This window comes from Clostridium saccharobutylicum DSM 13864 (assembly GCF_000473995.1).
In the GTDB taxonomy this organism is placed as follows: domain Bacteria; phylum Bacillota; class Clostridia; order Clostridiales; family Clostridiaceae; genus Clostridium; species Clostridium saccharobutylicum.
Window position 1 is genome coordinate 2,785,471 of record NC_022571.1, and the last position, 24,610, is coordinate 2,810,080.

The following is a 24,610-nucleotide window of genomic DNA, read 5'->3' on the forward strand; positions in this document are numbered from 1 at the left end:
TATTGCCACTAACTATTTGAAAGAAAAATTATATTTGTAGATGATTTTGTCGAATATGTTTTTTTCTTTTTAATCTTAAAACTGTAGTTACAACTCCAATAAAGCAAATAAGTGCTGCACTAATATATACATACTTCATTCCAAATATAAAAACATCATTTCTACCTTCAACATATCCAAGTACTTTTTTTCCCATTTTAATACTCATGAAATAATATAAAAGTGATGTAGCCATAGCAACACCTGAAGATTGTCCCAAATTTCTTACAAAAGCATTTATGCTTCCTGCAATACCTAATTTATTACTCGGAGCCGAAGACATAACAAGTGAATTATTAGGTGATAGAAATAATCCATTTCCAATACCTATTAAGGATATATATACAATTAATTCTTGAACAGGTGAGCTTTCATTTAAAGTTGCCATTAATCCCATTCCTATTCCCATAACTATTAAACCAATGAATGTTAAAGACTCTGATCCAATTTTATCAGATAGATGTCCGCTAAAAGGTGCAATTATTGTAATTATAACTGGACAAATCATCATAATCATTCCTGCATAATCCGGAGTCATTTTTAACACATTTTCAAGATAAAATGGTTGAACAATATTATTACTGTTAAATGATGCATAGCATATAAAAGTACATACTATACCTACAGAAAACAGTGAGTTTTTAAATACTGAAAAGTCTATAAGAGGATATTTTTGTTTCTTTTCTACAAGTATAAATACAGCAAACAATAAAGCTGCCATAAAAAAACTAAATATTATTTTACTGTTATCATATCCAATAGTCTGCCCAACTATAAGAGCATAAAATAAAAAGATAACGCTAACGCCAAATATTATAGCACCAGCAAAATCAATATCTTCTTTCTTTTCGTTTAATTTTCTAGGTAACATCTTAAAACCAACTATTGTAGCAATTATTCCAATAGGAACATTTATAAAAAATATATAATTCCAATTTAAATATGAAACTATAAACCCTCCTAAAGGCGGACCTATCATTGTTCCTAAAGCTATAAAAGTTCCTGATATTCCAAGTGCTTTTCCTCTTTCATTTGCAGGAAATACCTGCGTTATAATTCCCTGATTGTTTGCCATAGCAGCCGAAGCCCCTATAGCCTGAACTATTCTAAAAAACACTAAAGATGTAAAAGTCTTTGATAAACCACAGAGTAAAGATCCTATAGTGAATACCAATAACCCCAAATTGAATATTATAGATTTTCCTTTTATATCACCTAATCTTCCAAAAAATAAAATTGTACTGACTATCGTAATAAGATAACAAATTATTATTAATTGTATAGAATACATAGTTACAGAAAACATATTTACCATTACTGGCAATACTACATTTACTATAGTACTATCCAATGTTGCCATAAATGGTAGCAAAACTACTACAGCTAATATTATCCATCTATTTTTATATTCATTCCTTTTCTCTATCTCCATAATAAAAAATCATCTTCTTTCATCAATTATGCTCTACTTCTTCTGAATCACATCTGCATATTGAATAACACTTTTTACTTTGCTGTTAATTATTATATAATTACTACAATATACTGATATTATTTATTTTATTGTAAGCTCCTTACTTTAATCACTCTATTATTTGCATTGAAAAAGAGATAGCCATATCATTATAGCTACCCCTTAATCATAATTTATCTTTAATTTATATTATTCTATCATATAGATTTTGTTCCATTATAATTTTTCCAATATTAATTACTAAAGCAAATTTATAAAAATCCTCAAAAAATTATTCAAATATTTTTTTAACATCTTCTAATATACTAAAATTAGTAAAATCAAAATGAAGTGGTGTTAATGTAACATATCCTTTAGATAGATAATATAAATCTGTTTCATCTTCTTCAATATTGTTTCTTGTTCCTTTTAACTTGTATGATTTATCTTCATCATTACTCTCTACAAGAACATATTCATTATTATATGTTGCTTTACCTATCTTACATACTTTTATTCCCTTTATATCATTATCATTTAAATCTGGGATATTAACATTTAAAACAACATCACTCTTTAAATATTTTTCCTTTGCTACATTTAAAACTTTCATTAGCCACTTTACTGCCTTTGAATAATCTTCATCATCTTTTTCATAATTTACATCCATAGATACAGCAATTGATGGTACACCATAAATTGCTCCCTCTACAGCTGCTGAAACTGTTCCAGAATATAAAATGTCTATTCCTAAGTTTGGTCCTTTATTTATACCCGATATTACAATATCTATATCATCTTGTAAAAAGGATAATCCAATTTGAGTACAGTCAGCTGGTGTTCCTAATACGCTATACGCTTTGCAATCTAATCCTTCTATAGATTCTTCCTTTATTTTTATAGGATTGTGTATTGATATAGAATGACTAGACGCACTCTTTTGTTCTCTAGGTGCAACGATTATTACATTATGCTCTTTAGAAACTTCTTTAGCTAATGAAATTATTCCTGGAGCATTAATTCCATCATCGTTAGTAATTAAAATATTCATAAAACCTCCTAAATTTATAATATATATAGTTTATATCTAACAACATTAGTTATTCACAAATATATAAATCTTTGCGAATTCTCATGTTTTTAGCTTTTATTTTGAATATTTAAGAAATCCATCTTCCATAATTAAATTAAGCTTTTTTATATCATATAAATATTCCACATATGATTTTAACATTCTTTCTATAAGATAATATCTATCTATACTATTTACATTGATATTAAACTTTTTAATAACAGCTTTCATAAGATCCTCAAGTGTCATTTGTCCCTCTATTACTTCATATATTTTCATTGCCCTGTCTTCATAAAAATCCATATTATCATCTATCAATTTTTTGATATTGTCATAAATGCCTTTATGAGCTACCACATATTTACTACAATGCAAATCGTAAAGCTTAGCTTTGCTCTTCATATCTTCACTTAATATAAAACTATATGGTATTTTAGCTCCCTTCATTACGTTATAACTTATAAGAGCATCTCCTAAATATGCAACATCATCAGGCGTTATAATACATATATGAGCAGGACTGTGACCTGGTGTATGAACAATCTTAAAATTAACATCACATACTGATATTTCATCTTGATTTTCAAATATTCTAATATCTGTTTTACATATCATATGACCAAAGTGTTCCTTTACAGATTCTAATGTTTGACTTCCATAAAAAACCTTGAGATTAATTTCAGAGCTGCATGTAAGCGCTTCAAAATCAGACATAGCAATAATTGAATTGTATTTATTTTTAAAATATTCATTATTTCCAATATGATCTATATGTGCGTGACTATTTATAATAGCTGAAACTTTAAAATTATTGCTTTCCAAAACTTCCTCTATACCATCACGCTCTTCTTTTTTCCAGCCCGTATCTAGCATAATAATTTTTTCATCATTAATTTTATAAAATGGTATGTAGGTCATTCCAGTATCAATGCAATAAGTATTTCCTTTTATTTTTAATATATCCATTCAACCTTCTCCTTTATTACTAGTGCAATAAATAAGTTTTATCTTTACTATTGTCTATTTTATCCTTATTTAATTATATCAAACATTTTGTTCTTGTTTTAGTTTTTTTGAATTCAAAAACAATGCAAAAATCCCTGACAAAACTAAATTAACATGCTCACTTTATAGAAGCAGTTTTATTATTTTAACTGTCTATATATAAAATAAGCATATCACATCAGTATTATCAAGGATTTCAAACACATAAAAGAGTTGAATGTGCCTTAATTAATTACTTTACTAATATTACTTTGTTATTTTGCCTGCCTTATTTCTTCTTTAAATTCAAAATCACATTCTTCCAAAGGAACTATCTTTGTTTTCTTAATAAATTTGTATCCAAAGTATAAACAAATAAATATAGGAATAGTAATATAATTTGTAATAAAATCAAACCAGCTGAAAGTATCACCTTGGAATACCCATATATTAGATCCAAATATAACAATTACGCATAAAATTACAGATATTATTGGTCCAAATGGATAGAATTTAGCTTTAAACTTTAAGTCATTTAAATCTCTGCCTTGAGCTATGTACGCTTTTCTAAATCTATAATGACAAATACCTATACCAAGCCACGCGAAGAATGCCATTATTCCAGAAACATTATAAAGTATGTAATATATTTTTCCATCTCCAATTAATGATGCAAAAAATGCTGAACATGCTACTATAGTTGTAACATATAGTGCATTCATTGGAACTCCTCTTTTATTTACTTTTCGTAAAAACTTAGGAGCTTTTCCCTCTAATGCTAAAGCATATAACATTCTTGATGAAACATAAAGTCCGGAGTTTCCACAAGATAATACTGAAGTTAAAATTACTGCATTCATAGCACTTGCTGCAAATGCTATTCCACATTTTTCAAATACCATTGTAAATGGACTGTATGCTATATTATCTACACCACTTTTTAATAAATTTTCGTCTGTAAAAGGAATTATGAATCCTATTACTATAATCGCACCTACATAAAATAATAATATACGCCAAAAAACTGTCTTTATTGCTTTTGGTACATTTTCTTGTGGATTTTCTGATTCCCCTGCTGCTAGTCCAACTATTTCTGTTCCAGAAAAGGAAAATCCCGCTACCAAAAATACATTTATAATTCCTAATAATCCACCAATGAAAGGCCCTTTGTTTCCATTTCCATCTGATAATCCCCAATTGGTGAATCCTGGAGAACCATTTCCTAATATTCCAATTATCATTAGAACACCAACTATAATGAATATAATTATTGTAATTACTTTAATGCTTGCAAACCAATATTCACTTTCGCCATAAGCTTTAGCTGATAAAAAATTCAAAACAAAAATAATTGCTAAAAATATTATGCTCCACATAGTTCCATTTGTGTCTGGAAACCAAAACTTTACAATAAGCGAACCTGCAACCAACTCAGCTGCTACACCTATAGCCCAGCAAAACCAATAATTCCACCCAAGTGTAAATCCTAGTGCAGGATCAACAAATCTTGTAGCATAAGTTTCAAATGAACCTGAAATAGGTAATAATGTTGACATTTCTCCAAGAGACATCATTAATAGATATACAACTATTCCCATAATTATATAGGCTAGTAATGCCCCTCCTGGTCCTGCTGTACTTACAGCGCTTCCACTTGCAAAAAAAAGTCCTGTACCTATAGAGCCCCCTATAGCTATCATATTCATATGCCTTGCTTTTAAACTTCTATTTAGTTTATATTCTTTTTCATTATCTATTTTCATAAATATCCCCACCTATCCTATAAACTTTGTAATAAATAATGATATTGTTTTTAATGTTACCATAATATATAAAGTATGTACAGAAAATAAAAGCTGTAACTTATTTCTTATTTAAAGTTACAGCTTCTTTTCCATTATGCTTTTTAATTAAATGTTACAGAAAAATTATTTGTGTTAAAATTTTGGCCCTTACCGTTATTATAGCTTGATGTGATTTCATATCCAAATTGAACACTATCAAATTGAATATCTCCATACCACTTTGGTGTATTCTTAATCCAGTTAGTTATTGCCTTTATATCAACAGACCCTGAACTAACATTTCCACCAGTTCTTACAAATGAATAAACCATATTTTGAGTATTATCACCATAATACACGTTCCATGTCTGACCACCTATTGATACATTTCTATAAACTGGTATTGGACCTGATGCATTCCATCCATATGAAATAGGATTTACGTCTCCAAATTTATTCATCCAAATCATAATTTCATGCTTATTCTTTTTAGAATCACGATTAGAATAACTTGGATCATGTAACCATATATCATAAGCAGTTTCCATTGAAGTTCCACTTATAGGAACTGTGACATTAAAGCTACTTTTAAGAGTATTTACAGCACTTACCTTTCTATTTATTACTTTTTCAACATGAGGATAAGATTTTATTCCTCCAGTATTAGGCTGTGCTGACCATACACCCCAATTACTATATGAGTTACCCCATATAGTTTGAGCTCCTGAGCCTTCTCCCCATACGTCATTATTAAGAGTATATCCACTATTACTCCACGAACCATACTTATCCGTTGTTGACCATGTTGCTGCACTTGCTTTAACAGCTCCACCACCCATTAATATTGTTGTGAATACCGCGACAGACATTCCTGCCTTTACTATTTTATTCATAATTTTACACCCCTTATTGTTTATTGAAAATTAATGATATATTAAGTAACTTTTAATTATATATTGTCATAATATTCAAATAAAAGAAATACAATTTTCTCTAAACGAATAAAATTAGGAATGAAAAGCAAATAAGACGAATTTAATTGAATGAATTAACAAATTAACATATAATGTTATAAATACACTAATATAGAGTTACTCATTGAGATTCAAAATTATGAAATTAAAAAATCACTAATACTTTTGAAATTGTATCAATTTATATATCTTGATATCAATATGGAACTCTATAATCTTTAATTTATAATTATTACATAGAAAAGAGGTATTACATTATGAATCCAATTAATAACATTTTGAATGATTTTCCATTAATAATTTTAGACGGTGCATTAGCTACAGAACTTGAAAATAGAGGCTGCGATATTAACGATTCTCTTTGGTCTGCTAAAATCTTAGCTGAAAAGCCTGAAATGATAGAAAAAGTACATTATGATTACTTTGCTGCTGGTGCTGATTGTGCAATAACATCAAGTTACCAAGCTACTATTGATGGTTTTATACAAAAAGGATTTTCTGAAGATGAAGCAGTATCTCTTATAAAAAGATCTGTGCAAATTGCTAAAAAAGCAAGAGATGACTTTTGGAATAATACTGAAAATAGAAAAAATAGACCAACTCCTTTAGTAGCTGGTTCAGTTGGTCCTTATGGTGCTTATCTCGCTGATGGTTCTGAATATCGCGGTGATTATAAAATCACAGAAGAAGAAATAATTAATTTTCATAGACCAAGAATAAAAATTTTAGTAGAAGAAGGCGTAGATATTCTTGCTTGTGAAACCATTCCAAGCCTTATTGAAGCAAAAGCTCTTGTTAAGCTTCTCAAAGAATTCCCTGGGATTTCTTGTTGGATAAGCTTTAGCTGTAAAAACGCTTATGAAATAAGTGATGGAACTAATATTTCTGAATGTGCTAATTATTTAGATAAATTTGATCAAGTTGCAGCAATTGGATTAAATTGTACTGCACCTCAATATGTAGAATCACTAATTACAGAAATTAAAAATAATTCTAATAAACCTGTAGTAGTTTATCCAAACTCTGGTGAAGAATATGATGCTAATTCAAAAACATGGCATGGCCATTCTTCTAGCGAATCCTACTGTTGCAGTGCTAAAGGCTGGTTTGAAAAAGGTGCGAAGCTAATAGGTGGCTGTTGCAGAACAACACCCCAAGATATAAAAGCTATTTCTAAGTGGAGTAGAAATCTATAAAATTATAACATAACTAAAGCTGAGATTTTCTATATATAAAAAATCTCAGCTTTTATCTAATTCTATATTAAAATTCAAAATTGTTTACTATTATTTTTTAACAAATTTTATTATCATTTAGATATAAATTATCTCCACTCCAGAAAAGCTGACATCACCAACTAATGTTAAAGTATTTGTTGTTACTTGATTATTTCTATTTTTTTCGCTGACAGAACCCAAAAATACGTTAGTTTTATCATCAACATTCCAAGCTTTTGGTATATATAATTCTATTCCTGAAAAAGAAGCATTAATCCTAACTACGGCATTTTCGTTACTCATTACTGCATTATCAAAATACAACTTCATGGCACCAAATGAACACTCAAACTCTCCTTGCTCAAACTTATCAGTATTTATATATTTTATACTAGCACCAAATGAATTTTTAAATTTAACATGACTTTCATCTTCTACATCAATTTTCTCAAACTTATAATCTTCATTATTATTATGATAATAATTGTGATGATTCCATTTAATTTGTTTATGAAAAATCATAGAAAGGCCAATACTACCAAGTAATGCTGCGATTAGTACAGTCCAAGGTGTAATATTTGTAATTCCTAATTGTCTATCATATATTATGCAAATAAATGCTATAGGAAATAGAATTCCTGAAAAATTTAAATGAAGTACGCTCTTCACAATAACTATTACCAAAAAAACTGTTAACAATAAACTAAACACATTCACATTTGGAAAGTATGTGAGTTTACTCATAATCATAAAAATACCTGCTAGTATAAATAAAACTCCCCAAAAAATTCTTTCTTTTTTCATATCATTTCCTCTTTTCTAATAATTTAATTTTTAAAGGTTTATAATAATATCTTGATACATATACCTGTTTGTGAGTATTTTGAAATTCAACCTTGCTTGATGATGATAAACTACGTGTTATAGAGTAAATATGATTCGTATTTAAAATTGTTGACTTTGAAACTCTCATAAAATATCCTGGCAATAATTCTTCAAGTTCATAAAGTTTATATTTTACATTATAAATATTGTTAATGGTATGTGCACAAATACCATTTTCTTCAGTATCAAAAAATAAAACTTCTTCCAAAGAAAGATAATACTCAGTATCACCTTTGTAAAAAGTTATACGTTTATTATTTGACAGCATGTCATCAAGCATACTTTGAATATTTTTAACTTCTTCACTTAATTTACTGCATCTAATAATAACTTCATTTTCTTTAATTTTATTGTCTACTTCAACTTGTATCTTCATATTTTCACTCCCCACATTTTTTATTATATTAATTGTTTTTTTCATTGTAAACATAACAGAAGTAAGTGGTTAGTTATTCCTTGTAAGTGGTATACTTTTGACAATACGATAGTAATTATTTAGTATCTACATTCTTGTATAAAATCAATTAATATAATTGCATAACAAAAAATATCACAAATTCATTTCTGAATAATGTGATATTTCATGTAAATGTTAAAGTATTGAAATGATATATTTTTATTGATTTTGAATGTGTGACGCTAATTCATCTCTTGTGAATCTTTTAGGTTCTTTGAATCTATTTAATTCTAATACTCTATAATAAATTTCAGCTACTCTTTCAACACATCTTGCCTTAGATAATACATCATCTATATCGTTGCTTACAACAACAACTCCATTACATTCTAACAGACATGCATTACTTATATTTAAATTTTCTATTAATTCATCTGCTACTCCAACGCTCTTTGCTTTTCCATAATTAGCCACATAAATGTATCCGCCATATTTTGCTGAATCATAAGTTATTGGTGGAATCACCTTATTAACAACAGAAAAAGTAGTTGCATAAACTGAGTGAACATGCATAAAAGCTCTTATATCTTTTTTAGATTTATATGTTTCAAGGTGCATTAGCATATCACTATTAGGTTCAATTCCATCACTTGCTTCAATTTTGTTTCCATTTAAATCTACAACACAAATATGTTCTAGCTTCAAATCTTGTATTTTAATTTTTGCTGGTGTTATGACAACATATCCTGAACTTTCTTCTTTAATGCTGAAAGTTCCTAATCTTTCTGTACATAAATTATATCTTTCCGCATCTTTAGCGATTTTTATAAGTTTAATTTTTAAATTTTCTAACATAATAGGTCCTCCTTTAAAATTAAAAATTATTTATTTCATCTTAGATTTATTTTTATTATTTTGCTCGTCCTTTAAAATTAGCAATTATTTATTTAATTCCATTACTTCATCTAAGAATATTCTCTCATCCATTAATTTAAGATTTTCATCTATTATTGGAGTGAAATCCATTTTTTCTAATATATCCTTCTTAAGATCTACTCCTGGAGCAATTTCTGTTAAATACATGCCATCACCTTTCAGCTCAAAAACTGCTCTTTCTGTAATGTACATAACTGGTTGATTAAGCTTCCTAGCACGATTTCCACTAAAAGTAATTTGATTAACAGAATCTACAAACTTCTTGTTCCTACCCTCATTTATAATTTTTAATTGTCCATTTTCTACTTTTATCTCTAACCCCTTAGCTGTAAATGTTCCACAAAAAACTACTTTTTTTGAGTTTTGAGTAATATTGATAAATCCACCGCATCCAGGAATCTTTGTCCCAAATTTACTTACATTTATATTTCCATACTTGTCCACTTCTGCAAGTCCTAAAAATGCTATGTCTAAACCTCCACCATCATAAAAATCAAATTGAGTTGGTTGATCAAACATGCATTCTGGATTTATTGATGCTCCAAACTTATTTCCACCTTGTGGAATTCCACCTATTGCTCCTGGTTCTACCGTTAAAGTAAAATAATCTGCTATTCCCTCTTCATTGGCAACATTCGCAATTGCCTCTGGCATTCCAATACCGATATTTACAACTTGTCCTTTAACCAATTCCATTGCTGCTCTTCTTCCAACAATTTTCCTCTCATCTAAACTTAATGAATCTAATCTATCTGCTACCATATTAGCTTCTCCAGTTAACGAAGGATCATAACTACATCCTAATATCTGTGCTTGGTCTTCTTTATCTTCCGCTTCAACTATATAATCAACATAAATTCTGGGTATCTTTACAGCCCTTGGATCCAGTGTTCCTGGTTTAACAATTTTTTCAACTTGTACAACAACTATCCCACCACAATTTTTAACTGCCTGTGCTATACATGCAGCTTCTGAATAAGTGGCCTCATGCTCCATTGTAATATTTCCATTTTCATCTGCGTATGTTCCTCTTATAAAAGCCACATCGATATCAGGACATTTGTATATTAAATTTTCTTCACCTAAAATATCTATTACTTGAACTATATCTTCTTCAGTTCTCGAATTTGCTTTTCCGCCTTCTACTCTCGGATCTACAAAGGTATTTAAACCAACTTTAGTTATTGTGCCTGTCTTCTTGCCTGCTTTATTCCTAAACATATGGCACATGACTCCCTGAGGCAAATTATAGGCATATGTTTTATTATGTCTAATCAATGTTCCTAACTTAGGTGCTAGCCCTAAGTGTCCACCTATAATCTTAGAAACTAATCCTTCATGTGCTAAATGATTTAATCCTTTATTTTCTCTGTCACCTGATGCTGCTGCAAACATTAAAGTTAAATTTCGTGGACTATCCTCCTGTAAAAATCTTTTTTCTAAACTTTTGATTAGCGATTCTGGAACTCCTAATAATGCAAAACCTGATGTTGCTAAAACGTCATTATCTTTTACCAAATCTGCTGCTTCTTTAGAGCTAATTTTTGTTACCATAAATATCACTCCCAAAATTTATATTTATTGTTATTTTTTTATCAATCTCTATAGTTATATTTTAATTCTTTGTCTATTTTTTGTCAATCAATTTTTCTGAAAATTTAGACTTTTTGCACAATTAATTTATTGTGAAACTTAAATGTATTCATTTACAATTATATTTTTTTATAATTTAATTGATATTTTCTCGATGTACAAATCAAAACATAGTATATATTGATGAATTATAATTATATATTTTGAATATATTCCTATAAAATTATTATTACTTGATATTTTTTTAACTATTTTTTCATAATCACTAATTTCCTAGTAGCACTTTCATTATTATCTCATCTATATACTATATATAATTAAAAGTCTATTTCTTTCTAGCATTAATTTTCACTATACAATGAATTTTGTTCTTCAATACTTCATTTATGCTTTAAGTTCTTCTTAAATAAACTTACATATATTCTTAACAACCAATTCTTGTTTTAATATAAAAGTCTTCATATAATTTCACAAAAAAGGAATGATCTTCTTAAGTGTAATAGATCATTCCAATCGTATATCCTTATATGTGTCATTCCTAAATCTATGTTCTTTATTAGGTAGTATTCTTACCGACTCTCCTTCAAATTAAGAAAATTCCCACATTCCTACACTTTAATTTTATATTTATTTAGAAATTACCATAAATGTTTGAGTATAAGCTACCAGTTGATCACCTTGTGTAATGTAATAATATACCGGTATCATATAAGTTGAATAAAATAGCGTAGATGCTTCTTCTACATTATTTTCTAGTGTTCTTACCAATAGTTGTTGATGTTTTAAACTTATAATATAGCAATCAGTTATAGCCACCATTTGCTCTGAAAAGAATACATCAGAAATTGAATTTCCATATGTATCAGCATGCTTTACTAAATTTGCTCTAATAATTCTAAGTTGCCCAATATATCCCTCTAAGTTGTTATCTATTATTTTTAAGTCTTCAAATGGCGTGTTAGGTTTTATATTAATTACAGTTAAATTTCCTCGTATCGTTTTAATTTCTTCAAAGCTATTAAGAATATCTTCTTTGTTCTGTAAATCTGATACTTTAGGTCCATAAGGTTGAGATTTAATTGGTGTTTCTGCATATGCTATATTACTCATAAATAATGTTATAAATATTACAAATGTTATTAAACGAATTACTCTTTTTGGCATTATTATTCCTCCATATTATTCTAATAAGTTTGCATATTAACAAAAATTACTTTCTAAATTTAGCCTTTGTTATTTTAAAGATTTTATTCCTTAAAACATTAACAATATTTATTGCCAACATTTTCTTTTAAATAAAGAAGGAGATCTCAATCCACTTAAATTTGATTCTCCTCTGCGATTAAAAGAAAACTATTGATAATTATACTTTAATCCATACTATATTTATTAAATTTTTAGGCAAAAATTGTAAACGTTGTTGACACTATATAATTACTATGATATATTTTAATACAGTTATTTAATATATTTGCTGTTATATAGGCAAAAGGGAGTAGTTTATTAGATAATGTCAACATATTGGCTTGTTGCCTGGCATTATCCACAAATTTGTGAAACAAGACTTTTGGCGTATTTTTTGTAATACGTCTGGAGTCTTTTTTTTATTACATATTATTTATAGGAGGAATAAAAATGATTATCACTATTCTAATTATGCTTGCTGCTGCACTTTTAATTTACTTTAGTTGTGAATTATTCGTTAATGCAATTGAATGGGTGGGCAAAGCATTTAATATTTCGCAAAATGCTGTAGGAACTGTTCTTGCGGCTTTTGGTACTGCTTTGCCAGAAAGTGTTGTTACTTTAATAGCCGTAGCTTTTGGAACTAATGCAAGTCAAAAAGACGTAGGAATTGGAGCAGCACTTGGAGGTCCTCTAGTTTTAAGTACACTTGCTTATGCTGTTGTGGGTATAAGTATTATTATTTTTCGTAACAATAGGAAACTTGGAAGTCATCTTAATATTGATGGAAGAAAACTCGGACATGATCAACTTTGGTTTTTATTTATTTTTGTATTCAAAGTTGGCTTGGGATTTGTTGCATTTGCAATTAAACCTTATCTTGGAATTTTATTTTTCATAGCTTATGGATTCTACTTTTTTACTGAAATGAATGGTGAAAGTAAAGAAATAGACGAAAAACTTGAACCTTTAAAATTTGCTTCTAAAAGTTTAAATCCTAAAAAATCAATTATATTGTTTCAAACTCTATTTTCACTAACATTAATATTTGTTGGTTCGCAATTGTTTGTACATAATTTAAACAATTTTAGTACAGCTCTTGGTATACCAGCTCATATTGTTGCCTTATTTTTAAGTCCAGTAGCTACAGAGTTACCAGAAATACTTAATGCTATTATATGGGTTAGACAAGGAAAAGAAAACCTGGCTCTTGCAAATATTAGTGGTTCTATGATGATTCAAGCTACAGTGCCAAGTGGATTAGGTATTATGTTTACGTCATGGATTTTTGATAAAAGTTTAGCATTTTCAGCAATTATAACATTTATAGCTATTTTATTTTTATACATGACATTAAGAAAGCATCATTTATCAGTTAAACGCTTATCATTTGTGGCTATGTTCTATGTAGCTTTTGTTATAGGTATGATTTTCATAATATAAGTATATTTTAAACTGTAGCAACATATAATTTAATTAACTGGTACTAAAAACTTATGTTAAATAATTCTACTAGTTACCTATATTCTAAATTAATAACTCCTACTATATTTTATTATAGCAGGAGTTATTAATTTCCAAGGAGATGTTTATAAGCAAAATTGCCTATCGTCTCCTTTGAAACATTTATTTATATTATATTTTTACTACTTTCATATATGTCGAATAAATTTTACGACTATATTATTATAGTAATTCTGCATAAAAACTTTATGCAGGTTTATATTTAAAAATTTTCAACTCTAAAATTAATCATAATTCATATCTGACTCTTTTTTAAATATCCTTAATAAACGTAAATAGTGATTTGCTTCACGTAAAACATGATCACCAAGTAGTGGTATTATTATGGATTGAATTTTGCATTGCAACAATCCTTGTGTACCTTGTGTCTTAAATTTCTTTATTGCTAAAGTAGCTTTGTAACTATCATTTGTAAGTTGCGAATTTGACATTGATTCATCCATAGCTTGTTTTGCATCCTTTTCCAGTTCATCAAATTGATGTCCAAAATTATTTGCTGTATTTATTAGATCATCTTCAGTTGGATCAAGAAGTCCACGAATAAATTTTGAATGTTCAGCCATAATTCTATTCCAGAAAACTTCTTGCTCATAAGCTTCTTTATCTATATCAATCTCTTCACGATTTTGAAGTCTTTTAACTAGTATATAATAAAGTTTTGCTTCTCTTAAAATATGATCTATAAGCAAAGGATAATTAACTGTAAATACATTACATGATAAAACATCCGATAATAATTTACTCTTATATTCTATTAACCCTCTAGTTAGCTCCATTGCTCTATCGTTAATATCAAATACTTTTTGTTCAAGAGCATCACAACCATCTCTATTTAGAGAATAGCCCATTAATTTCGATTCTACTTTAGTAAGATTAACTGCAATTTTTACTCCTGTGTAATATGCTGATGCTTGTTCGGCTGCTATTGTAAATTGTGTTACTGCTTCCCCTGATTCTATTACTTCATTGCTTATAACACCCTCAGAAATAGAAATTACATCAGCTAAAAGTTTATCAAACTCCATTCTAAAAGCATCTGCCATCTCTATATAATTTGAATCCTTTGGTGTAAAGCCTACTTCTAAAAAAAATGAGTGCTCCTTCATGATTCTTGTAAAGAAAAGATGTAACTCCAAAGATTGTTTTATAAATTTTCTATTTGATAACACGCTAATTTCTCCTAATTTAATATTCAAATACTACTTTCAATATATTAATTAATTAAATTATCTGTTACTTTTCTTTGCGATATTATAATATTTAACTAATTTGTTCTATATTCTTCGGGCTTTTAACTAAACTTATTTGTGAAAAAGAATATATAGCTATTGCTGCCCATATAAAACAAAAGGCTATCATATCAACAGCTGTAAAACCTTCATGATACACGAAGATTCCAATAAAAAGGCTTATGGTTGGTGATATATACTGTGTGAAACCTATCAATGATAAAGGAAGTCTTTTTGCACCACTTGCGAAAAGCAGCAATGGAATAGCTGTAACTACTCCACCTCCTATAAGCATAAGAATTACGAGTAAACCTTGTGTCTTAAAAGCACCTATTCCACTTATATGCCTTGACACTATATATGCAGCAGCAAATGGAGTAACCATAGCTGATTCAATCGTTAATCCAACTATAGAGCTAGCTTTGACCGATTTCTTAATTGCACCATATAATCCAAAAGAAATAGCTAGCCCCAAAGAAATCCAAGGAATTTTACCATATTGCACAGTTTTTATTAACACGCCAACAGAGGCAATAATAAGAGCAGCTGCTGTCCAATGATTCATCTTTTCTTTAAATATTAGCACTCCTAGCACCACTGCTAACAATGGATTTATATAATATCCAAGGCTTGCATCTACAATTTTATCTGAATTAACAGCCCAAATATATAACCCCCAGTTAAAAGCAATCAGAATTGATGCAATAAAGATATACAACATTTGTTTCTTATCCTTAACTATAATCTTCAATTCATCCCATTGTTTAGTTACTGCAATAATTATAGCTGTAAATACAAAGGCCCATACAATTCTATTGGATAAGATCTCCATCGAAAACACACTATCAATAAGCTTCCAGTATATAGGCAGAATCCCCCATAATGTATATGCTGTAACTGCATATATTACACCTGCAGTTTTTTCATTATTCATTTGCATTTAATTTCCCCACTTCTATGTTTATTTTTTAATTATTTACCAATTGCAATACAATAAAGTTTACAATTAAATTATATTATAATTTATAATTTCGACAAGTTACCACATAAATTCAAAAATTAATTTGAATATTTATAATTCAGCTACACTTTCCATATTTTTTGCACGAGATAAGATTATTATAGTAACTATAATACATATTATTCCTAACCATTGCGGTACATCTAAATGGACATTTAACCATAACACAGATAAAAAAGCTGCTGTTAAAGGTTCCATAGAAGATAGCACACTTGCTTCTGTGGGCTCTATATATTTTAAACTTTCCAAATAACAATGAAAAGATATAAGAGTTCCAAATAACACTACAAATATAACACCAATTATTGAAGAAATAGACCACTCGCCTGTAAAATTCCAAGGCTAATGTATAAAGCAAAAGGCTAGTCCACCAATGAACATTCCATATCCTACTACAAGTGTAGATCCTAATTTATCAAGAAGAGATCGAGGATAAAATGTATAAAAAGCCGCTGTAAAAGCAGAAATAATTCCCCAAAACAATGCTAATTTAGAAATTGATATGCTATGAATATTACCTTTTGTAACTAAAAAAAATGTTCCTAACATTGCCAAAATAACAGCTAAAATTTCTTGTAAATTAGGGATTTTCTTAGTAGAAATAGCTAAATAACATGTAACTATTACTGGTGCTAAATACTGAAGTATTGTAGCTGTAGCCGCATTACTGTACTCTATAGTTGCAAAATACGAATATTGTACACCTAACATCCCTACAACACTAAAAAAAATAAGACTCAATATTGTACGTTTGGACCTCCACATTGTCCACATATCTTGGTTACCTTTCATAAAAGCATATAATAATAAAATTATTCCTGATGACAGTAGACGAATCTCAACAAGCCACTCTGGACTAAATCCTTTATCCTGAAACAAATATTGAGCAAAAGTCCCAGATACTCCCCATAACATAGCACTTATGATTACAAGAAATATCCCTTTTATTCTTGGTTTTAATTCCACTAAATTTTCCTCACTTTCTTTTCAATTATTCTTAACAAGTTTTACTGTAATAATTAATTATAGGATTACTCATCGAGATTCAAGCTTATGAATTTTAAAACTCACTGATATTCCTTAAATTATGATAATGTATATTCCTCAATATGTAACACTATAACATATTGGATTACATATTGATAAGTTTAAACACACATTGCCAGAGATTATAATATATAAATAACTTTTAAATGTGTAAATTTATTATCATTAGTAAGACTATAATATTAAAACTCGTTGCAAATATATTGATTTATTTGAATTAATCTGTAATAATTTTAGTATGATTTTAGCAGAATATCAATTAATATATTGCCTAAAATTAAAACTATATTAGCGAGTTGATAAAAATGCAATCCTCAAAAATAGAAGTAGACGAAAATTTACAAGAAACAAAAAAACATGGTTCATATGATTTTCCAATAGAAATTTATACATATAATGTAAAATAGGCATCTCTTTTGAGATACCCATTTTGTTCTATTATTTATTAATTTCAATTGTAGGAAATTTTAAATCTTTATACTTTCCAAATTTCTCTTTAACAATTGCTAGATTTTCTTCTGTATAGAAGCCACCTTGTGTATGAATTATTTCCTTTACATGATGTCCTCTTCCTTCAGTATCAGTACGATCACGGCTTAATCCATCTTCTTGAATTACAAACTTCCACTTACCTTCTTCTGTCTTTTCTAAATTTCCACCTGCACCACAAACTTGACATTCAACTGGGAAATATAATCCATCCCATTGTGGTTCTCCTAAAATCAGTGCATTTGAATGACAATTTGGACACCATCCCATACCTTCGTCGCCTAACCAGCCTCTTTCTGCTACCGGTGTTTTTAATGATGTCATGATATTTTCACCCATCTTATGAGCACGCTTTATCATATCATCATGTAATAAACATTGTTTTGGTGCTGGTACTCTTGTTGCTAAATACATATCTACTACTTTAAAGTCATTTGTAAAACATGTAGCTTGCATACTTTCCAAAGCCATTGATTGCCATGAACGAGTAGATCCTCCAACTGCAATTAATCCTGCAACTCTATCTCTATGTTCGATTGCACCAATTGATTCTAAAAATGCTGATTCATATGCAAGATTTCTATGCATAAATTTTGAAAATGTTGCAGTTGGCATTAAATCATATGTTGGTGCTGATGCAATTATAGCGTCTACATTTAACATAACATCCATGATTGCTTGCTTATCATCTTTTTTGCTTAATGTACATCCAACATTTTTTCCACTACTCATACCATGTGTACAAGCTGTACAGCCTGTACATTCAATAATGTTATAATCTCTTAGATTTATCATTTTAACATCTGCACCTTGTTCTTGGCACGCAAGTAATGCTTCCTTTAATAAAATTTCAGAATTTGAATCCTTTCTTCCTGCTGTAATACCTAATACTGTAAATGTCATAAAATATCATCCTTCCAATTGCTTAATATTTTTGCAAAAATCATTTATACTTTTAATTTATAATTATTTTTTAGCTAAATAATTAATTTTCTCTTACACAAGTAAGCTATTTGCTATAATATTAACATGTTAAGAAATGTAACATATCAAAAATAAGTCTTAAAATAACGCTCTAAATTCTATAATATTTAGACATTTTTTCAATTTCAATAAAACAAGGAGAAACTTATGAATAAAGAATATGATTTATACAAGGAAAAATATGAACTTTACGATAGTTTATTCACTCAAAATAACATAGATGGAATTCTTGAGACAGTTGAGAACTTTTTAAATAATCCTGTTTTCATTTTAGATACAAGCTATCGATTTATCTCTCGTTCCCCACTTGCAAGAGATGAAATTTCAAGTACAGAAACACACAATGAGGAAAATTATCTTTTATCAGATATTGTTAGTTTAATGAAAAAAGATAAATGCATAGATACCATTTATAAAACAACTAATTCCTTTTTCTATTATTCTGATCAATCTTTAATATTTTGCTCAATTAGAATCAATACGCTTACCATTGCATATATCTGTGTACTACAAAGTAAGCGTAAGTTTAAGCAAGAAGATTTAGAATTAACTAATATATTATCTAACATACTTTCTATTCAAATACAAAAAGAACATTTATTTATAAGTAATTCTGGATTAGACGAAGAGTATTATTTGATGGATTTACTAGTATAGGTTGTTGAATAACTAATTTTTACAAATAGTTATTCAAGAAAGTATTCTTAGAAATTATAGATTCCAAGGATATTTTCTAGTTTTTATTCCTTGCTGTTTTTTATTAAATTCATCTATTAAGTACGCTAATAAGACCCATTTTATATGACGTTCGTATCGGGCTTGCCCATAAAGTCTTGGGTTTTCTAAGTTATATAATCCCTTTAATACAGAGAATAATTGCTCTATTTTCAATCTGTTTTTATATAATTTTAATCCGATAGGAGATTGAAGAAACAAGGCATTTTCATATCGTTTATCAGCAAATGACTCAATACTTTTAGCCTTACGCATATTTATATCAGTTAACAAATTAAATTCTAAGCTAGAAGCAATTTCAAACCATCCTGCTGAATCATATGCTGCATCTGCAAGTATTAAAAATGGATTATAAATTTTAGCTTCATATAGTAAATCTGAGACTTGATTGTCATAAACATTGGCGGTTGTTAAATCAAAAACCAAAGGAATTATAATATCACTAACCGCTGCAATACAGTGTAATTTATAACCTTTATAGTATCCAAGGCGGGTACCCTTGCCGGATTTAGCTTCGCTATCGTATTTTGAACTTCTTAAAGCAGTTCCATCTATTGCACACAGTCTAGTTTCAGGATTGATAAGTTCAACAAACATAGCATAAATACCATAATATATATGCTTCTCTAAAATTTTAGTTCTTAATGAGAATGTAGAATAATCTGGTACTTGATTAAGTTGAATTATAGTTCGAAACACAAAGTCTTGCTTTATACGGTATTCAAGTTCCCTTAAACTGAAAATACTACTTTTAACGCCATATAATATACATGCAACTATTTGTTCATCTGAATACTTGCGTGGTCGGCCTTTAGTACTTTGAATATTTGAATTTAATTTAGCAAATGCAATTTTGACAGCTTCAAAAATTTTATAATGGTCATTTTCGCTTTTAATATTTAATGATATAATCATATTTGAGTCATTCCTTATGTGATATTTTTAGGTTTTTCGCGAAATTATTATATCACAAAGGAATGACTTATTTATTTTTTACAAATTTTGTTTATTCAACAACCTATAGTAAATAAAATAGATAATCTTGAATACGCTGAAAAACGATTAAAACATGGTAATTTTATCTTAGATAAAAATCTTCTTATACTTTCAATACCATACAAACAAAAATATGAAGATTATAGGCATAATTTTGGATTGAAGCAAATAATTAATGGATTAAAGAGAATACTCGGAAATTGTATTTCAACATATCACAAAGATATGATTATTTTTCTTATAAGCAATTCTCATCAACAAGTTATTAGTGAGAGTATAAAATCATCTCTCTTAGAATTTTTGAAATTAAATAACTTAAGGTGTGGTATTAGTTTTGTTTTTGAAAATTTATCATATATAAAAGACTATTTTTATCAATCTATAAATACATTGCAACTATCTTCATATATGAAAATTAATGAAAATCTAAACTATTTTGAAGATTATGTTGAGTATTACTTATTTCATATGGCTAATAATACTACCAATGATCTACATAAAATAAATTTATCAACTTTAGTTCACCCTTGGATCAAAAAACTTATTAAATTTGATGAAGAAAACAAAGCTGAATTATTTATAACTCTGAAAACTTATTTAGAAAATAACAGGAATGCTAATAACACTTCAAGCAAACTTAATATACACAGAAGTACATTCTTTTATCGTCTTAATAAAATTCAAAATTTGCTTGATACATCATTTGATAATGGTAATAACTTGCTAAAATTAGAACTATCCTTTAAACTATTATCTTACAAATTACATAACTATGGTAAATTAAATGATTGATACAGGAGAAATACATATGAAAAAATATTTACAATCAAAAGTATTTAAAATGGCTTTATCAGCTACAATAGCAATAACTATATCAAATTACATAGGCTTACAATTTGGAGTAACATCAGGAGTAATTGCAATACTTACAATTCAAGATACTAAGAAAGAAGCATTGTTAATTGGAGGGAGAAGAATAATTACATCTACCATAGCGATTCTTTTATCTTTCGTGCTATACATGTTACTTGGTAATAACCCAGTTGTATTTGGATTGTTCTTGCTAATATTTATACCATTAACTAAAGTTTTAAAGATGGAAGAAGGTATGGTTGTCGGTGCAGTACTTTCAACTCATCTTTTAACAAGTGCTAATATCAATGCTTCTTGGATTATAAACGAAGCTAAGCTAACAGTAATAGGTATTGGAGTTGCAATGTTTTTTAACTTCTATACTGCTTCATTGGAAGATGAATTTGAAAAGAATAAAAAAAGAATAGAAGACTGCTATAGAGCATTATTATCTGATATGGCTGTTACGCTAGTTACTCACGCGATACCAGTTTATGAACAAAAACTATTATTGGAAGTTGAAAATCTCGTAAAGAAATCTAAAGATATAGCTAGAGCAATAAATAACAATAAATTATTTAAGAAAAATGATTATTATGTAAATTATATAGACATGAGAATACTTCAATTAGATGCTATGAAAAAAATGAATAGGCATTTCTCAAGGTTTTACATGACTTACGAACAAACTAAGATATTATCAGAATTCACCAATAATGTTGCAATGAATCTTTATGAAGATAATGATTGCATCGAACTGATTGATAAACTGAATTTACTAAGAAAAGATTATGCTAATATGGAACTGCCTAAAAATCGAAATGAATTTGAAAATAGAGCATTACTATTTCAGTTTTTAAATGATTTAGAGGATTTTTTAGTTATAAAAAGAGACTTTAAAAAGTCTGTTAATATAAATAATAAAAATACAAATACTAACGCAGATGATAAGTAAAAAATAATGGAAAATCTACTTGTATTGCTTTAAATATAAGCTTTTTTGCCAAAATATTTTCTACCAATATAAAGACTATTAATAAAGTTTTTCCTGCTGTCGTGTTAATATAACTTAATAATCTAAGTTTCGTCATTTTTAAATAAAAAAAGTATTGACAAAGCAATATATTGAGTTTAGAATTAGATTCAACAAAGACAAAAACAATGATGGAGAGAAGTAAAAAGAATATTCACCCTTAGTGAGTTGGGGATAGTGTGAACCCAGCGGCAGAGTTTTTTTGAATAACACTCCGGAGTTGCAAACTGAAATATTTGTAAACTGTAATTTAAACTAATGTTTTATTTAGGTTCAAATAAACTAGGTGCGCCGTATTTCATGCGTTATTTGAATACCAGTAGTAGCTGGAAAAAAAGAGACCAACATGGTAATTTAGGTGGCACCGCGGATAAGCGTCAATTCGTCCTATTAATAGAACGAATTGACGCTATTTTTATATATCTGAGGGGGTTATTTTAATATGTGTACAATTATGTGTTATACAGGTACAGACATGAAACATGAAAAATTTGCAGGATCATTACAAAGAACTGAGTCAAGAGGACCAGATATGACTGAAATTCTTACTTTGCCATCTGGTATTTTAGGATTTCAAAGACTTGCTATTATGGATTTAAGTTATAGTGGAATGCAGCCATTCACAAGAAAAAAAGATGCATCTATCTGTAACGGTGAAATTTACGGATTCCGTAAACTTAAAGATGAACTAATGGAAAAAGGACATAAGTTTATTTCTGATAGTGATTGTGAAGTACTACTTCCTATGTATTATGAATATGGATTAGATATGTTTGCAAAACTAGATGCAGAATTCGCAACTGTTATCTACGATGGTGAAAATGATACTTTCATTGCAGCAAGAGATCCATTTGGAATTCGTCCACTATTCTACGGTTATTCTGAAAGTGGTAAAATAATGTTTGCAAGTGAAGCAAAAAATTTAGTTGGTCTTACAGACAAGATAATTGCATTTCCACCAGGCCACTATTATGCTGACGGTAAATTCACATGTTATTGTGATATAGCAGCAACTGAAGGTGAATATTGCAAAGATGATTTAGAAGTTATTTGTAAAAACATTCATGATAAATTAGTAACTGCTATAGAAAAACGTATGGATGCTGATGCTCCTGTAGGGTTCTTATTAAGCGGTGGTTTAGATAGTTCATTAGTATGCTCAGTTGCTCAAAAATTATATCCTGAAAAGAAAATTAAAACATTCTGCATAGGTATGACTGAAGATGCAATTGATTTAAAATACGCAAAAGAAGCTGCAGATTATATTGGTAGTGATCATACTGCTGTTTATATGACAAAAGAAGAAGTTATCGATTCACTTGATGAAGTTATTAAGCTTCTTGGAACTTTCGATATTACAACAATAAGAGCAAGTATGGGAATGTATTTACTTTGTAAGAAAATCCATGAAATTTCTGATGTAAAAGTTCTTCTAACAGGTGAAATTTCTGATGAATTATTCGGATATAAATATACTGATTTTGCTCCAAATGCAGGTGAGTTCCAAAAAGAATCTCAAAAGAGAGTAAGAGAACTTTATATGTATGATGTACTTCGTGCAGACCGTTGTATAAGTTCAAATTCTCTAGAAGCAAGAGTTCCATTTGGAGATTTAGATTTTGTAAAATATGTTATGGCAATAGATCCTGAAAAGAAATTAAATACCTACAACATGGGTAAATACCTTTTAAGACATGCATTTGAAGGCGATTATCTACCAAACAGCATTTTATATCGTGATAAAGCTGCATTCAGTGATGCTGTAGGTCATTCTATGGTAGATTACTTGAAAGAATATGCCGAAAAATGCTACTCTGATGACGACTTTGAAAAACTATGTGAAAAATATGCATATCATGCTAAACCATTCACAAAAGAATCATTATTATATAGAGAAATTTTTGAAAAGCATTATCCAAAACAAGCTGAAATGATAGTAGATTATTGGATGCCAAACAAAGAATGGGAAGGCTGTAACGTAAATGACCCTAGTGCCAGAGTATTATCAAACTATGGTGATAGCGGTAAATAATCAACAAAATATAAAATAAATATATACTATATAACTGAGACAAAGGTGCATTAGAAACATACCTAATCGTATATTTCTAATGCACCTTTCATCTTAAAAATTTTAAAAAATCCTTGATAATATTACATTGGAATTGTCAAGGATTTATA

The 24,610-nt window shown here is 28.7% G+C and carries 20 protein-coding genes, 1 pseudogene and 1 other annotated feature; of the genes and pseudogenes, 6 read left to right on the plus strand and 15 right to left on the minus strand.

The annotated features are described in order from the left end of the window. Positions 1-28: 28 nt before the first annotated feature. From CLSA_RS11915 to CLSA_RS11935, 5 genes are all read right to left on the minus strand, one after another. Positions 29-1,471 (minus strand): MFS transporter, encoded by a 1,443-nt coding sequence (locus CLSA_RS11915; RefSeq protein WP_022746588.1) that lies wholly within the window; start codon positions 1,469-1,471, stop codon positions 29-31. Between the two features lie 313 nt (positions 1,472-1,784). Further along, entirely contained in the window at positions 1,785-2,543 is a 759-nt protein-coding gene (surE, locus tag CLSA_RS11920; RefSeq protein WP_022746589.1) for a 5'/3'-nucleotidase SurE, read from the minus strand. Between the two features lie 96 nt (positions 2,544-2,639). Beyond that, entirely contained in the window at positions 2,640-3,530 is an 891-nt protein-coding gene (locus CLSA_RS11925) for an MBL fold metallo-hydrolase (protein WP_022746590.1), read from the minus strand. Between the two features lie 293 nt (positions 3,531-3,823). After that, on the minus strand, positions 3,824-5,311 hold the full coding sequence (locus tag CLSA_RS11930) for an amino acid permease (RefSeq protein ID WP_022746591.1): 1,488 nt from the start codon (positions 5,309-5,311) through the stop codon (positions 3,824-3,826). 143 nt (positions 5,312-5,454) lie between these two features. Further along, positions 5,455-6,225: a GH12 family glycosyl hydrolase domain-containing protein gene (locus tag CLSA_RS11935; protein WP_022746592.1), complete on the minus strand. Its 771-nt coding sequence runs from the start codon at positions 6,223-6,225 to the stop codon at positions 5,455-5,457. Positions 6,226-6,563: 338 nt separating this feature from the next. On the opposite strand from CLSA_RS11935, the gene mmuM reads away from it, so the two are divergent. Continuing rightward, on the plus strand, positions 6,564-7,502 hold the full coding sequence (mmuM, locus tag CLSA_RS11940; protein WP_022746593.1) for a homocysteine S-methyltransferase: 939 nt from the start codon (positions 6,564-6,566) through the stop codon (positions 7,500-7,502). A 117-nt stretch (positions 7,503-7,619) separates the two neighbouring features. On the opposite strand, the gene CLSA_RS11945 is transcribed toward mmuM, so the two are convergent. The 5 genes from CLSA_RS11945 to CLSA_RS11965 form a co-directional block, all read right to left on the minus strand. Beyond that, a complete protein-coding gene (locus tag CLSA_RS11945) occupies positions 7,620-8,327 on the minus strand; it encodes a LiaF transmembrane domain-containing protein (RefSeq protein WP_022746594.1) in 708 nt (235 codons plus the stop codon). A 1-nt stretch (position 8,328) separates the two neighbouring features. Beyond that, the gene (locus tag CLSA_RS11950; protein ID WP_041716261.1) at positions 8,329-8,784 is read right to left on the minus strand and encodes a LytTR family DNA-binding domain-containing protein; all 456 of its coding nucleotides are present in this window, start codon (positions 8,782-8,784) and stop codon (positions 8,329-8,331) included. A gap of 240 nt (positions 8,785-9,024) precedes the next feature. Next, complete coding sequence (locus CLSA_RS11955; RefSeq protein WP_022746596.1) at positions 9,025-9,660, minus strand: class II aldolase/adducin family protein; 636 nt, start codon at positions 9,658-9,660, stop codon at positions 9,025-9,027. An 84-nt stretch (positions 9,661-9,744) separates the two neighbouring features. Beyond that, entirely contained in the window at positions 9,745-11,295 is a 1,551-nt protein-coding gene (locus tag CLSA_RS11960) for an acyl CoA:acetate/3-ketoacid CoA transferase (protein ID WP_022746597.1), read from the minus strand. A 666-nt stretch (positions 11,296-11,961) separates the two neighbouring features. Further along, a complete protein-coding gene (locus CLSA_RS11965; protein ID WP_022746598.1) occupies positions 11,962-12,498 on the minus strand; it encodes a hypothetical protein in 537 nt (178 codons plus the stop codon). A gap of 471 nt (positions 12,499-12,969) precedes the next feature. Between CLSA_RS11965 and CLSA_RS11970 the strand changes: the two genes are divergently transcribed. After that, the gene (locus CLSA_RS11970) at positions 12,970-13,962 is read left to right on the plus strand and encodes a sodium:calcium antiporter (protein WP_022746599.1); all 993 of its coding nucleotides are present in this window, start codon (positions 12,970-12,972) and stop codon (positions 13,960-13,962) included. Between the two features lie 305 nt (positions 13,963-14,267). Here CLSA_RS11970 and CLSA_RS11975 read toward each other — a convergent pair whose 3' ends face one another. From CLSA_RS11975 to CLSA_RS11990, 4 genes and pseudogenes are all read right to left on the minus strand, one after another. Beyond that, entirely contained in the window at positions 14,268-15,212 is a 945-nt protein-coding gene (locus tag CLSA_RS11975) for a DUF2935 domain-containing protein (protein WP_022746600.1), read from the minus strand. Between the two features lie 91 nt (positions 15,213-15,303). Continuing rightward, on the minus strand, positions 15,304-16,206 hold the full coding sequence (rarD, locus tag CLSA_RS11980; protein ID WP_041716586.1) for an EamA family transporter RarD: 903 nt from the start codon (positions 16,204-16,206) through the stop codon (positions 15,304-15,306). Between the two features lie 138 nt (positions 16,207-16,344). Beyond that, positions 16,345-17,259 (minus strand): annotated as a pseudogene (locus tag CLSA_RS11985) (DMT family transporter). 519 nt (positions 17,260-17,778) lie between these two features. Further along, positions 17,779-18,732: a flavodoxin family protein gene (locus tag CLSA_RS11990; protein WP_022746602.1), complete on the minus strand. Its 954-nt coding sequence runs from the start codon at positions 18,730-18,732 to the stop codon at positions 17,779-17,781. A 228-nt stretch (positions 18,733-18,960) separates the two neighbouring features. On the opposite strand from CLSA_RS11990, the gene CLSA_RS11995 reads away from it, so the two are divergent. Continuing rightward, positions 18,961-19,470: a hypothetical protein gene (locus CLSA_RS11995; RefSeq protein WP_022746603.1), complete on the plus strand. Its 510-nt coding sequence runs from the start codon at positions 18,961-18,963 to the stop codon at positions 19,468-19,470. Positions 19,471-19,524: 54 nt separating this feature from the next. Here the strand turns inward: CLSA_RS11995 and CLSA_RS12000 are convergent, their stop codons facing one another. Beyond that, a complete protein-coding gene (locus CLSA_RS12000; RefSeq protein ID WP_022745633.1) occupies positions 19,525-20,463 on the minus strand; it encodes a transposase in 939 nt (312 codons plus the stop codon). 87 nt (positions 20,464-20,550) lie between these two features. Between CLSA_RS12000 and CLSA_RS12005 the strand changes: the two genes are divergently transcribed. The 3 genes from CLSA_RS12005 (at position 20,551) to asnB (ending at position 24,461) form a co-directional block, all read left to right on the plus strand. Beyond that, positions 20,551-21,336, plus strand: a complete 786-nt coding sequence (locus tag CLSA_RS12005; protein ID WP_022746604.1) for a PucR family transcriptional regulator — start codon at positions 20,551-20,553, stop codon at positions 21,334-21,336. Between the two features lie 16 nt (positions 21,337-21,352). Beyond that, entirely contained in the window at positions 21,353-22,351 is a 999-nt protein-coding gene (locus tag CLSA_RS12010; protein WP_022746605.1) for an aromatic acid exporter family protein, read from the plus strand. A 197-nt stretch (positions 22,352-22,548) separates the two neighbouring features. Next, positions 22,549-22,822, plus strand: a binding site (T-box leader). Positions 22,823-22,871: 49 nt separating this feature from the next. Further along, positions 22,872-24,461, plus strand: coding sequence for an asparagine synthase B (gene asnB, locus CLSA_RS12015; protein ID WP_022746606.1), 1,590 nt, complete (start codon positions 22,872-22,874; stop codon positions 24,459-24,461). The last annotated feature ends 149 nt before the right edge of the window (positions 24,462-24,610 follow it).

Excerpts from the sequence above, each read along its gene's own strand:
- CLSA_RS11945 (WP_022746594.1), bottom strand. The coding sequence starts at position 8,327 with ATGAAAAAAGAAAGAATTTTTTGGGGAGTTTTATTTATACTAGCAGGT.
- mmuM (WP_022746593.1), top strand. The coding sequence starts at position 6,564 with ATGAATCCAATTAATAACATTTTGAATGATTTTCCATTAATAATTTTA.
- asnB (WP_022746606.1), top strand. The coding sequence starts at position 22,872 with ATGTGTACAATTATGTGTTATACAGGTACAGACATGAAACATGAAAAA.
- rarD (WP_041716586.1), bottom strand. The coding sequence starts at position 16,206 with ATGAATAATGAAAAAACTGCAGGTGTAATATATGCAGTTACAGCATAT.
- CLSA_RS11990 (WP_022746602.1), bottom strand. The coding sequence starts at position 18,732 with ATGACATTTACAGTATTAGGTATTACAGCAGGAAGAAAGGATTCAAAT.
- CLSA_RS11955 (WP_022746596.1), bottom strand. The coding sequence starts at position 9,660 with ATGTTAGAAAATTTAAAAATTAAACTTATAAAAATCGCTAAAGATGCG.
- surE (WP_022746589.1), bottom strand. The coding sequence starts at position 2,543 with ATGAATATTTTAATTACTAACGATGATGGAATTAATGCTCCAGGAATA.
- CLSA_RS11970 (WP_022746599.1), top strand. The coding sequence starts at position 12,970 with ATGATTATCACTATTCTAATTATGCTTGCTGCTGCACTTTTAATTTAC.
- CLSA_RS11935 (WP_022746592.1), bottom strand. The coding sequence starts at position 6,225 with ATGAATAAAATAGTAAAGGCAGGAATGTCTGTCGCGGTATTCACAACA.
- CLSA_RS11925 (WP_022746590.1), bottom strand. The coding sequence starts at position 3,530 with ATGGATATATTAAAAATAAAAGGAAATACTTATTGCATTGATACTGGA.
- CLSA_RS11930 (WP_022746591.1), bottom strand. The coding sequence starts at position 5,311 with ATGAAAATAGATAATGAAAAAGAATATAAACTAAATAGAAGTTTAAAA.
- CLSA_RS11915 (WP_022746588.1), bottom strand. The coding sequence starts at position 1,471 with ATGGAGATAGAGAAAAGGAATGAATATAAAAATAGATGGATAATATTA.
- CLSA_RS11950 (WP_041716261.1), bottom strand. The coding sequence starts at position 8,784 with ATGAAGATACAAGTTGAAGTAGACAATAAAATTAAAGAAAATGAAGTT.
- CLSA_RS11995 (WP_022746603.1), top strand. The coding sequence starts at position 18,961 with ATGAATAAAGAATATGATTTATACAAGGAAAAATATGAACTTTACGAT.
- CLSA_RS12010 (WP_022746605.1), top strand. The coding sequence starts at position 21,353 with ATGAAAAAATATTTACAATCAAAAGTATTTAAAATGGCTTTATCAGCT.
- CLSA_RS11965 (WP_022746598.1), bottom strand. The coding sequence starts at position 12,498 with ATGCCAAAAAGAGTAATTCGTTTAATAACATTTGTAATATTTATAACA.
- CLSA_RS12000 (WP_022745633.1), bottom strand. The coding sequence starts at position 20,463 with ATGATTATATCATTAAATATTAAAAGCGAAAATGACCATTATAAAATT.
- CLSA_RS11960 (WP_022746597.1), bottom strand. The coding sequence starts at position 11,295 with ATGGTAACAAAAATTAGCTCTAAAGAAGCAGCAGATTTGGTAAAAGAT.